Below are 11,649 nucleotides of genomic sequence, written 5' to 3'. Positions count from 1 at the left end.
GGTGGTCGAGGGAATCAACAATAAACTTAAACTAATAAAACGGAGAGGCTATGGCTTTAGAAACTTTCGGAATTTTTGGGTTAGAAGTATGTTATCTTGGCATCTTGTCTGTTGATTTAGCATAAAGGGTAACGAAGAGCCGTAATTCCTCCTAATTTGTGAGTAATATTTTCTAGATTGCCTCGTTTTTGGTTGTCATTAATCCAATCGGAAAAGTAATGCAGGCGACTACAATAACCGTCGAGAATACCGTGGCGATAACGCTGATTTAAAACCTGCTGACTAAAAGCAGAATACTGATAATTTTTTAAAGCAAAATTGTGACTCAAAGCGAGAACTGTTTCCACAAAGAGGACACAATCAAACTCTTTTAAAGAGATAAATAATTTTTCTGTAGGAGAGCGATCGAGTAATCCTGCTTGATATTTTGCTCCTAAAAATTGAGTGGCGATATTCTGGATTATATCAGCCATGGCTAGGCGATCGAGTTGTTGATTTTGGGCGTACTGAACTAATTTTTGATAATTAGGATCGCTGACTTCTTGAGCAAGAATAGTTTCCGATCGAGCTATACTCAAGGGAATTAAAACAGGATTAATTAATAAATAGGGTAAAGTTATCCAATTAAAAAACATTGTCGATCGATTACTGAAAATAATAAGAGTTTATCACCGACTAATACAAATCAACTATCAGAGTTATCAACTGTTAAAATCTGCCAATGTTAGTTATTATTGCTTCATGTATTTTACTATTTATTCTACATAAAATTATTGTCGATATCCTCAAGTTATTGAGGACGTTGAATCCCACCGCGACGTTTAACTTTAAACCCATATGAATAAATTTCAGGTATATTAATTCGATCATCAATCTGACTTTCCACCACACCCAATTGTATTAGATATTGCACAATCCCTTCAGGTTCCTGAACGGGAGGTTTGTTTTCTTTTTCAGGACTCCATGTAGTTGAGCGCACAGCCTCTAAAAAAGTTTCTTTCGGCATAGGAGTTTTTAACCCTTCTAACTTAGTTTTTAGAGATTCTAACCAAGGATATTCTTCCTGTGCTAATTCTTTAATTCTATCCTCTGAAGTATCCATTAAAGCACTCTGGAGATCAGGGGGTTGTAGAAGGTATAGCTCGGTCAGTTGTTCAAAACGTTCTAATCTTTTGGCTGCCGCTAGGTCGAATAATTTTAGAAAAGAGCGAGGAGCAATTCTACCCCCAGTATCCTGAAGATGATTAGGTATCCATCGGTAGGTAATGCCTTTTTTAGGACTAACTCCCATATATTTACCGATCATTTTTTCGATTAATTCTTCAAATAATCGTTCATCACTACTAACATTCCATCCTAGTTGGGTTGAGCTTTCATAAATTAAATTAGGGATCATCTGTAAATAGTCTCTCATTTCTTGATCGGAATTAGCTAACCGTTTAATCCAGAGTTGATAGAGCCAAGAGCGTTGCCATTCTAGCCGATGGGATTGTAATTTAGAAGCATCAGGAAATCCCAAAAATTCCTCTCTAAATAGGTCGGTACGAAGAAATATTTTTGGTCGAATTCTCTCCCAACGACGAGAGCGATCGAGCCAAAAAGCTAATAATTCTCTAATCGGATTAGCTAGAGCATTATAAGTAGTCAATAACCGATCCAATTCATCATAAGTAATAAATAGCCATTGGTCAGAACTAATTAATTGTTCGTCTAATTTGTCAAGAACATAATTTAGATGTTCAAAATTATCTTTAACTAAAATTCTCCATTCTGATAAAAGCGATAACCTATTTTTAAGAATAGTAGTAATATTTGGATCCAATTCTTGACCTATAATGCTGGCAATATCAGATTCTTGTTCCTGTAAAATGACACCTAAAATCAATCCTAACCAGAAACTACGCCATTCAAGATTAGTAGCGTTTTGCATTTCTTTTTCTATAATTTCTGGTGACGGAAATCGTTTTGCAGTTTTGCGAGTGCGACCAAATCCTGCAATCCATCTGGTCTGATTTAAAGGAGCAAGACCTCGAATATTTAAACTATTAACTAAAGCTTCTCGTCCAGAGGGAATGGCTAGTAAACGAAATAATTCTGTTTTACCCACACCCCGACCACCTTGAATTAATAAAATGCTTGGCTCCAAAGCTTTTCTATAATCAACCACGGGTAAGAAATTTTTGAGAAATACGTCTTCATCATCACTTTCCTGTTCAGCAGTTGCTTTTCCAGGAGCAACTGCTCCCATTAATTCCAGTAACTTTTTTTTATCGAATTCAGCCATAATTTTTACCGATTGTTTATAATCACATCACGTCCAAATAATTGACAAAGCTTTTCAGCAATAGTTTGATAAGGAGAATCGGTCATAACTTTCACGAGATTTGCTAATCTCTCTTTTTCTTCTGGAGTATCGTGCCGTGAGTCACGAGTAAAGAGGGCAATATCTCCCCGCAGACTATTATCGTAGGGGACAACTATCGGGAAAAATGGTGCATCAGTATCATTAGAGTTAGGGACATCTTCAGATTCAGTATAATAGTTTTCTTGGAAAATTGTATAGGCTCTTTGTCGAAAATTTCGTAACTCTCTTTCTCGGCCAACTGTTCCTAAAGATGGAGCGAGAGCATGAACTAAAATTAATGGTAAAGGATCCTCAGGGTTAGATAGGGCTAAATGTTGGATAACTTGGGTTAATCCTGCCCAACTTTGTCGAGATTCCGTACCAAAAATAACCACTGCATGGGAAAAATAAGTAATAGCTAAACCACCAATATCATGAAAACCTGCTCTTGCATCCATGAGAATAAAATCCAGTGGTCTGTTTAACCTTGCTATTTCTTCTAGCATTTGTTTTAAAATGCCTTGTAGTTGACCATTGACAAGATTTTGAAAGTCTAAACGAGCCAATTTTTCTAAATAATCTTGATCCACATTTCCTGCTGGTAGCAATTTTAAGATTTCACCTTCATCTCCTAACAAATTTGAGTCATTAATATCTTTTAAACTCAGTTTCCATTTGTCTTTTTGAACTTTCTTTTCTAGCAAATAGTCCATGACACCAGAATTATCGGCAAAATCCTCAGAAAAAATTGTGGCCAGACCGGGAGCTTCTAAATCAAGATCAACTATAGCGACTCGATGACCATTCCGCGCTAAAGTTAAGGCAGTAGCGGCCATAGTAGTGGTGCGACCAACTCCTCCTTTGAAGGAAAAAAAGGAGACAATAGCTGGTTTATATCCTTTTTCAACTTTTTCAAAATCCCAGGGCAATTGCTGCCCAATTTTATTCTCTGTCCATGCTTGTTTAGCCAGATGACGTTCTAGAATATACCATTTCAAGCTTGGCGATTCATCGAACCAAGGTGTCTGAACTCTTTCAGCTATGATAAGATCAATCAGGGCTTTATAAGCATCTCCTTCTCCTTTTTGCCACCAAATATCATGGCCATAGTAATACTCAAGTTTTTCAGACAGGAGTGTAGATAGATGGTTTTCTTCGTTTGATTCTATGTTGTTTTCCTGTTTTAACTCTAGAAATAAGCGAATTTTTCCCTCAACATCACGAATAATAGTCACGGATTCTAGTTTGGCTACAAGAGAACCAAGACTGGAATCCTGAAAGCATTCCCTTACTCTAGTAAAAGTTTCACTAAAACTAATCATCAGAATCTTAAATATCCTTACTAGAAATATAACCGTTTAGCACTAATCTGGGAATAATATCTCGATAAATTTCTTCAGCACATTCAACGGCCGAGTTAGCCTGATCTTCAGTCCAATATCCAGATTGATAATATCTTCTTTCTGGGTGATTTTGCCCTAGGACAGTTCCCCAGATGCGAGAAACTGGTAACTGTTGCTCTAAACGAGGATAGAGAATTCCTAATCTTTCCCTCGCTTTACCTTCTAATTCCTCGAGATCATGTCCGAATTTTTTAGCGGCTTTTTGATCATTTTTAAAATACTGTTCTACTAAAAACTTAAAAGCGCATTCTACTACATAACCAGCTAGGTAAATGGCATTGTCCCAACGTTTTTTAGACAGCAAAATTTTGGCATCTTGCAAATGTCGTCCCGCTGCACTAGCAAATAACTCGGTCATAGATGTATCGAATCAAATAAAAACTTTTTAGCCATAAACCAATTCTACCACCATAACGAAACTTTAAGAACTTTACTTCCTTGTTGTTGATTTTTCAACCTAAACTTGCCAAATTTTCTGAAACTATTGCCTGATTTCCTCACTATAATTAAGCTGTTGACTGTCTAAATTACTCCTTAAGACTGCACTGGAGCGCCGGAGTTGCCAGTCCAAGCATTTGTACTAAAATTTCCCCTACTCAGTTTAAATCCAGTACAGCTTACCTGCTACTGAATCCTAACCCTAACAACAATTTTTGATTTTTACCAGAGGTCTAGGACAAGGACAAAAAGCTGATCTTGATCGAGTCATAGCACTTGCGGCCCTCCATGAGATGATCTCGAATCCTAACCCTGATCATCTTTGAACAGGGACATCTCGTCTGAGGTGCTAACCCATAACATTTTTGTAATTAAAAGTCAATAGATTAAATATTAATTTTTGTAAAGAAAAGCCTGAGCAGTTACTCAAAAAGCTCTTTACCATCTGTTACAAAATATGGCAAGATATTTATCAAATTGTGTCAAAACCCAGAGTAAATGCTCATTGGGGTGACATTTTCTGATACAAAACAGAAACATATATCTAAACACCTTAAACAAAGGGCGATCGTCATCTGATGACGAAAATCCCTTCATACCAGACTCAGCAATCCTAAGGAGAACCATCATATATGTTCACTCACGTCAAGTCCACCATTCGTCACATAGTTCCCGACGCGTTGAATGGTCGATCGCTGGTCAAGGTGGTCTATGTCGTGCTAGAACCTCAGTACCAAAGTGCGCTGAGTAGTGCCGTCAGGGAAATCAACTCTAACAACCCAAAACTAGCGATCGAAATTAGTGGTTATTTAATCGAAGAACTGCGCGATGGGGAAAATTATCGCAATTTTCAGGAGGATGTAGCCAAAGCTAATATTTTCATTGCTTCTCTCATCTTTATCGAAGATTTAGCCGATAAAGTTGTGGCCGCTGTCAGTCCCCATCGGGATCAATTAGACGCGGCGATCATCTTTCCCTCTATGCCCCAGGTAATGCGCTTAAATAAGTTAGGCAGCTTTTCTATGGCACAATTGGGACAGTCTAAGAGTGTCATCGCTAACTTTATGAAAAAGCGCAGGGAAAACTCTGGCGCTGGTTTCCAAGATGCGATGTTAAAGTTATTGCGAACTTTACCGCAAGTCCTGAAATATCTCCCTATGGAAAAAGCTCAGGACGCACGCAACTTTATGTTAAGTTTCCAGTATTGGCTGGGAGGTTCCGCAGAAAATTTAGAGAATTTCCTGTTAATGTTGGCCGATAAGTACGTCTTTGATAACAAGGATGACAGTGTAGTTTACAAAGAACCGGTAGTTTATCCAGATATGGGTATCTGGCATCCTTTATCGATGAAAATGTTCGAGGATGTCAAGGAATACTTCGCTTGGTACAATAACCGCAGTGATATTGCCGATGACCTCAAAGACCCCTTGGCTCCCTGTGTTGGCTTAATTTTACAGAGAACTCACCTCGTTACTGGTGATGACGCTCATTATGTCGCTCTCGTGCAGGAATTCGAGTCTATGGGTGCGCGAGTCCTTCCCGTTTTTGCTGGAGGATTAGATTTTTCTAAACCCGTAGAAGAATATTTCTGGGATAAAAGCTTAAAAGGAGTGGAAGCGGTTGCCATCGTTGACACGGTAATTTCCCTGACAGGATTTGCTTTAGTGGGAGGTCCAGCACGACAAGATCATCCGAAAGCGATAGAATCCTTAAAACGTCTCAATCGTCCCTATATGTGCGCGTTACCGCTAGTTTTCCAAACCACTCAGGAATGGGAAGAAAGCGATTTAGGTTTACACCCGATTCAAGTAGCGCTACAGATTGCTATTCCGGAATTAGACGGTGCGATCGAACCTATTATATTATCGGGCCGGGATGGGACCACGGGTAAAGCGATCGCCTTACAGGACCGGGTGGAAGCGATCGCTCAACGGGCGCTAAAATGGGCTAACCTAAGAAAGAAACCGAAACTCAATAAAAAAGTCGCCATCACCGTCTTTAGTTTCCCCCCCGATAAAGGGAATGTGGGAACCGCAGCCTATCTAGATGTGTTCGGTTCTATCTACGAAGTGATGCAAGCGTTACAAAATAACGGTTATGACTTGCAGGACTTACCCGCATCTCCCCGAGAACTGATGGAAGCGGTAATCCATGATGCTCAAGCACAATACCATAGTCCGGAGCTAAATATCGCCTATCGGATGTCCGTACCGGAATACGAGCGTTTAACCCCCTATTCCGTCCGTTTAGAGGAAAATTGGGGACCACCACCTGGACACCTCAACAGTGATGGACAAAATCTGTTAATCTACGGCAAAGAATTCGGTAACGTCTTTATTGGGGTTCAACCCACCTTCGGTTATGAAGGGGATCCGATGCGTCTGCTCTTTTCTCGTTCCGCTAGTCCTCACCACGGTTTTGCAGCCTACTACACCTATCTCAATCAAGTCTGGAAAGCAGACGCGGTTCTTCATTTTGGCACCCACGGTTCCCTAGAATTTATGCCGGGGAAACAGATGGGAATGTCTGGAGAATGCTACCCCGATAACCTCATCGGGATGATTCCCAACCTCTACTATTATGCCGCTAATAACCCCAGCGAAGCGACGATCGCTAAACGTCGCAGTTATGCGGAAACCATCTCCTATCTCACTCCCCCCGCAGAAAATGCCGGACTCTACAAAGGGTTAAAAGAACTAAGCGAGTTGATCGGTTCCTACCAAACCCTGAAAGATAGTGGGCGTGGGGTGCAAATTGTCAATACCATTGTCGATAAGTGTTTCTTAGTCAATCTCGACAAAGATATAAGTTTACCTGATGGTGATACCGCCCATCTCAGTCAAGAGGAACGGGATAATATTGTCGGTTCGGTCTATCGTAAACTGATGGAAATTGAATCGCGCTTACTTCCCTGCGGACTTCACGTTATCGGGAAACCCCCCTCAGCGCTCGAAGCGGTGGCAACTTTGGTCAATATTGCCAGTTTAGACCGGGAAGAAGACGATTTACTTTCCTTACCTCGAATTATTGCCAACAGCATCGGCCGGGATCTAGAGGAAGTTTATCGCAATAGCGATCGAGGTGTGCTGGAGGATGTGGAATTACTGCAAAACATCACCCTAGCGACTCGCGCTGCCGTTGCCGCTTTAGTCAAGTCCCAAACCGACGCGGAAGGTCGGGTATCGATGCTTTCTAAGCTGAATTTCTTGAATATAGGCAAGAAATCGCCTTGGATCGAAACTTTACAGGAGATGGGTTATCCAAAAGTTGATCCGGTCGCGTTAAAACCCCTGTTTGAATACCTAGAATTCTGTTTAGAACAGGTCTGTGCCGATAATGAATTAGGGGCCCTATTAAAAGCATTGGAAGGGGAATACGTTCTTCCCGGTCCTGGTGGCGACCCCATCCGTAACCCCGGAGTTTTACCGACGGGTAAAAATATCCACGCTTTAGATCCCCAGTCTATCCCGACCCTAGCGGCGGTAAAATCGGCTAAAATCGTGGTGGATCGCCTGTTAGAACGGCAAAAACTGGATAATGGCGGTAAATATCCCGAAACCATCGCTTGTGTTCTCTGGGGAACTGATAATATCAAAACCTATGGGGAATCCCTAGCACAAATTCTCTGGATGGTGGGGGTTCGTCCTGTTCCCGATGCTTTGGGACGGGTGAATAAATTGGAATTGATTCCCCTAGAGGAATTAGGAAGACCGCGCATTGATGTGGTGGTCAACTGTTCTGGTGTCTTCCGGGATTTATTTATCAATCAGATGAACTTGCTTGACCAAGGCGTAAAAATGGCTGCGGAAGCAAACGAACCGATGGAGATGAATTATGTCCGTAAACACGCTATTGAACAAGCAAAAGAAATGGGTTTAACGGTTCGACAGGCAGCCACCCGCATCTTTTCTAATGCTTCCGGTTCTTATTCTTCTAACATCAATCTCGCGGTGGAAAACAGCAGTTGGGAAGACGAAAAAGAGTTACAGAATATGTATCTCAACCGCAAGGGTTTTGCTTTCGACTCGGATAACCCCGGGATGATGGCCGATAATCGTCAGTTGTTTGAAGCATCCTTAAAAACTGCCGAGGCAACTTTCCAAAACTTGGATTCTAGCGAGATTAGTTTAACCGATGTTTCCCACTATTTCGACTCGGACCCGACAAAAGTTGTGGCTAGTTTACGCGATGATGGCAAAAAACCGGCGGCCTATATTGCCGATACTACCACCGCTAATGCTCAGGTGCGTACTTTATCGGAAACCGTGCGCTTGGATACCCGCACCAAGTTACTCAATCCCAAATGGTACGAGGGAATGCTAAGTCACGGTTACGAAGGAGTCCGAGAATTATCGAAGCGTTTGGTTAATACGATGGGATGGTCGGCAACTGCTGACGCGGTGGATAATTGGGTTTATGAAGATGTCAACACCACTTTTATTCAAGATGAGGAAATGTGTCAGCGTCTGATGAATCTCAATCCTAATTCTTTCCGCAAGATGGTGGGAACCCTGCTAGAAGTTAATGGTCGCGGTTACTGGGAAACTTCTCAAGAGAATTTAGACCGCTTACAGGAACTTTATCAAGAAGTGGAGGACCGTATCGAAGGAATCGAGTAGAATAGATAGATAAGACTTGAGAGACTGGCTAATTACCGGTCTCTTGAGTTTTCAAAAAAGATGAAAAATAACTTTTGGGGGTTAATTTGGTCTAGTTTTAACGAAATTCAAGGGGTTTTACTCGGCCTTCTTGGATTTTTAGGAGGTATTGCTTTAATTCGTTATTCCTTCAATACTTCTATTCCTTTAGACCTAGTAATTATTGTCAGTTTCTTCACCTTGCTGTTAATCGCTACTTTGTTAAGCGCTGTTAACACGCTTCTTAGACAGAAGCAAAAATTAGAGGCAGAAGTTAAGCAACTTCAGGAGGTAAACCAAAAGCTAGAGACTGAAATTAAACAGCGCATTATCCCTAAAATTCTAAGAGTTCAAAAGGACGCAAACAATAATATTCGATGCTTACTGGAAGCATCAGATTTATTCGCCCATAAATCTATGATATCTTTGTATTATACAGATGAAGATGATTTCGAGAGGTTGATAGGAGTAGGATTCGTCTATTCTCTCAATCATAAGGGACGAATTCAAGTAGTGATCGATGAACCAGAAATAACCTATCAAAATATTTTAGATAAACTGGCCAACAATGATTTAAAAGTTATGCAACAAACTAGAGTTAGTCCGAGCGTTATTAAGAAATTCAATCAACCATAGAGGTAGAAATGGAAAACGTCACAGAAACTCCCCTTTTATCCCCCAAAGGAACTTTTCCTGCCACTGTCGTTAAGGTTATTAACGACCATAAATTAGTCATGAATAGAGGTGAACAGAACGGAATTCGAGAAGGTCAAAGAATGATGGTTTATCGTATCGATGACGAAGAAATATTAGATCCGCATACTGGCGAATCTTTGGGTCATCTTGACTTAGTAAGAGGTACGGGAAGAATTATTTTGGTTCAAGATAAAATATCTATTATAGAATCAGACAAAAAGCCAGACATAGACTTAAATAAACTTTCTTATTTGATCGTAGAATATTTGCAGAAACCTAGAGAATTGTCTGAATTATCTTATATCCCCCCCTTGACTCCTTCTGGAATTGAATACTTAGCAAAGAAAGAGTTACAGTCAACGAGAGAAAGAGAGTTAAAATCAATGATTGATAAATTAGGAGAAAGACTACCGTTTGAAAATCCTCAAGTTGGCGATCTAGTCAAGCCTATTTAATCGTTATAATCAAAAATTAGTCCGGTTGTGCATTTTATTCAGCAAAAAAAGGATTAAGAGGGTTTCTGTCGGGTTGTCGGGTTTCGTAGCCTCAACCCGACCTACGAATTTACTACCATTTTTGTCTAGGAAAAACTAATTCCCGATTTACCCGGATGTATGAGTCAGGGTGAAACTTTAGAAGAAGTGATTATTAATATTGAAGAAGCGAGCGAATTTGGATAGAGACGGTTTATTTTGGTAGATCTTTTTGCGTAGGTTGGGTTGAACGAAGTGAAACCCAACAACTGAGGGTTTCTGTCGGGTTTCGTGACCTCAACCCGACCTACGAATTTACTTTTTTGCCCACTAAAGTATCCCATCTCGATTGCTCCTAAAGAAGAATTGAGGGAGCTAGAAAGTTATGGATAGAGACAGTTTATCATAGTGGTAAAAAAGTAATTCCTTCACCTTCTCAAAGATAAATTTTCTCACTATCGACTCACAGCGATCGCATTCTGCTGGAATTGAGGGATAACTTTCTCCGGTCCGCAAGCCGGAGGAGACAAAACTGGTTTATGCTAGAAAAAGTTACTCTTAACGTAACTTTACAAAGTCATCGATCGCCCACATTTATGGATTGCATCATCAATCGTCGAGCGAGGTTTTCAGCCAGCCATCGCTATTATCTACCAGAATGGGACGAAGCCGAAAATCAAAGACGTTTTGGTCTTGGTAGCCGTTTTCCCGGTCATGGTCACAATTACGAATTATACGTCTCCCTATACAAAGAACTCAATCCTTATGGCATGGTGGAGAATCTCTCCACCGTGAAACAGGTAATTAAACGAGAGATAACCAGTCAATTAGACTACTCCTATCTCAATCAAGTCTGGCCGGAATTTCAGCAAACCCTACCCACCACAGAAAATATCGCCAGAGTTATCTGGCAAAGATTAGCACCCTATTTACCATTAGTCAAAATTCAACTATTTGAACACCCCGAATTGTGGGCAGAATATCAAGGAAAAGATATGGAAGCAACTTTAACCGTCAAAACCCATTTTAGTGCCGCCCATCGTTTAGCTTTACCGCAATTAACCCTCGAACAAAACTCGGAAATCTACGGCAAATGCGCCAGGGTAAACGGTCATGGCCATAATTATCACCTAGAAGTATCCGTGGCGGGGGAAATCGATCCCCGCACCGGTATGATTGTAGATCTAGGGGATTTACAAAAAGCGATCGATGAATTGGTAGTAGAACCCTTCGATCATACTTTTTTAAATAAGGATATTCCCTACTTTGCCGAAGTGGTTCCCACCGCGGAAAATATTGCCTTACATATCGCTCAACTATTAGGGGAACGGATCCGCCAATTAGGAGCCGAATTAGATAAAGTTAAACTGATTGAAAGTCCCAATAATTCTGCGGAAATCCACTGTCGTGGTTTGGTTCAAGCTCCCCGACAACTTCTAGAAAAAACCCTGACAGCCGTTTAATTGCCTGTTAGTTAAGGTGATTAGGGTGAGCATGGCTCACCCTGATGGATTTAATTAGGGTTTGCTGAATAAATCTAAAAACCTTGTTGGATAACGCTTTTAGACTTTTTTTGCCTCAAAAAGTGCCGACCTTTGGAGTGATTGGGGGGAAAATCCCTGGACTTTTTTCCTGAAAATTAGGTAATTGACCACATG

General features: G+C 40.7%; 9 protein-coding genes and 1 pseudogene. 6 read left to right on the top strand and 4 right to left on the bottom strand.

Translation table 11 applies throughout. The features are described from left to right. The coding region (locus tag O9295_RS16500; protein ID WP_130758671.1) for a transposase at nt 1-115 on the top strand (115 nt) is incomplete at its 5' end. Between the two features lies 1 nt (nt 116). On the opposite strand, the gene O9295_RS16495 is transcribed toward O9295_RS16500, so the two are convergent. The 4 genes from O9295_RS16495 to O9295_RS16480 all read right to left on the bottom strand — a co-directional run bounded on the left by O9295_RS16495 (nt 117) and on the right by O9295_RS16480 (nt 4,105). Beyond that, nucleotides 117-635 (bottom strand): N-acetylmuramoyl-L-alanine amidase-like domain-containing protein, encoded by a 519-nt coding sequence (locus O9295_RS16495; protein ID WP_288033930.1) that lies wholly within the window; start codon nt 633-635, stop codon nt 117-119. 155 nt (nt 636-790) lie between these two features. Next, nucleotides 791-2,284: a P-loop ATPase, Sll1717 family gene (locus tag O9295_RS16490; RefSeq protein WP_288033928.1), complete on the bottom strand. Its 1,494-nt coding sequence runs from the start codon at nt 2,282-2,284 to the stop codon at nt 791-793. A gap of 5 nt (nt 2,285-2,289) precedes the next feature. Beyond that, nucleotides 2,290-3,666, bottom strand: coding sequence for a KGGVGR-motif variant AAA ATPase (locus tag O9295_RS16485; protein ID WP_288033925.1), 1,377 nt, complete (start codon nt 3,664-3,666; stop codon nt 2,290-2,292). Between the two features lie 7 nt (nt 3,667-3,673). Further along, nucleotides 3,674-4,105: a HEPN domain-containing protein gene (locus tag O9295_RS16480; RefSeq protein WP_147070695.1), complete on the bottom strand. Its 432-nt coding sequence runs from the start codon at nt 4,103-4,105 to the stop codon at nt 3,674-3,676. 712 nt (nt 4,106-4,817) lie between these two features. On the opposite strand from O9295_RS16480, the gene O9295_RS16475 reads away from it, so the two are divergent. From O9295_RS16475 to O9295_RS16455, 5 genes and pseudogenes are all read left to right on the top strand, one after another. Beyond that, nucleotides 4,818-8,804, top strand: coding sequence for a magnesium chelatase subunit H (locus O9295_RS16475; protein WP_288033921.1), 3,987 nt, complete (start codon nt 4,818-4,820; stop codon nt 8,802-8,804). A gap of 60 nt (nt 8,805-8,864) precedes the next feature. Further along, entirely contained in the window at nt 8,865-9,458 is a 594-nt protein-coding gene (locus O9295_RS16470; RefSeq protein WP_288033918.1) for a bZIP transcription factor, read from the top strand. An 8-nt stretch (nt 9,459-9,466) separates the two neighbouring features. Next, the gene (locus O9295_RS16465; protein WP_004163350.1) at nt 9,467-9,973 is read left to right on the top strand and encodes a hypothetical protein; all 507 of its coding nucleotides are present in this window, start codon (nt 9,467-9,469) and stop codon (nt 9,971-9,973) included. 135 nt (nt 9,974-10,108) lie between these two features. Next, a pseudogene (locus tag O9295_RS16460) lies at nt 10,109-10,209 on the top strand (type II toxin-antitoxin system HicB family antitoxin); the annotation flags it as partial. Nucleotides 10,210-10,587: 378 nt separating this feature from the next. Further along, on the top strand, nt 10,588-11,454 hold the full coding sequence (locus tag O9295_RS16455; RefSeq protein WP_043999001.1) for a 6-pyruvoyl trahydropterin synthase family protein: 867 nt from the start codon (nt 10,588-10,590) through the stop codon (nt 11,452-11,454). Nucleotides 11,455-11,649: the final 195 nt, after the last annotated feature.

Origin of the sequence: Microcystis sp. LE18-22.4A, assembly GCF_027531105.1 — a bacterium.
GTDB classification, from domain to species: Bacteria; Cyanobacteriota; Cyanobacteriia; order Cyanobacteriales; family Microcystaceae; genus Microcystis; species Microcystis aeruginosa.
Note: the sequence above shows the minus strand (reverse complement) of the source record. Positions and strands in the feature narration are given on the sequence as shown.

Excerpts from the sequence above, each read along its gene's own strand:
- O9295_RS16495 (WP_288033930.1), bottom strand. The coding sequence starts at position 635 with ATGTTTTTTAATTGGATAACTTTACCCTATTTATTAATTAATCCTGTT.
- O9295_RS16490 (WP_288033928.1), bottom strand. The coding sequence starts at position 2,284 with ATGGCTGAATTCGATAAAAAAAAGTTACTGGAATTAATGGGAGCAGTT.
- O9295_RS16485 (WP_288033925.1), bottom strand. The coding sequence starts at position 3,666 with ATGATTAGTTTTAGTGAAACTTTTACTAGAGTAAGGGAATGCTTTCAG.
- O9295_RS16480 (WP_147070695.1), bottom strand. The coding sequence starts at position 4,105 with ATGACCGAGTTATTTGCTAGTGCAGCGGGACGACATTTGCAAGATGCC.
- O9295_RS16475 (WP_288033921.1), top strand. The coding sequence starts at position 4,818 with ATGTTCACTCACGTCAAGTCCACCATTCGTCACATAGTTCCCGACGCG.
- O9295_RS16470 (WP_288033918.1), top strand. The coding sequence starts at position 8,865 with ATGAAAAATAACTTTTGGGGGTTAATTTGGTCTAGTTTTAACGAAATT.
- O9295_RS16465 (WP_004163350.1), top strand. The coding sequence starts at position 9,467 with ATGGAAAACGTCACAGAAACTCCCCTTTTATCCCCCAAAGGAACTTTT.
- O9295_RS16455 (WP_043999001.1), top strand. The coding sequence starts at position 10,588 with ATGGATTGCATCATCAATCGTCGAGCGAGGTTTTCAGCCAGCCATCGC.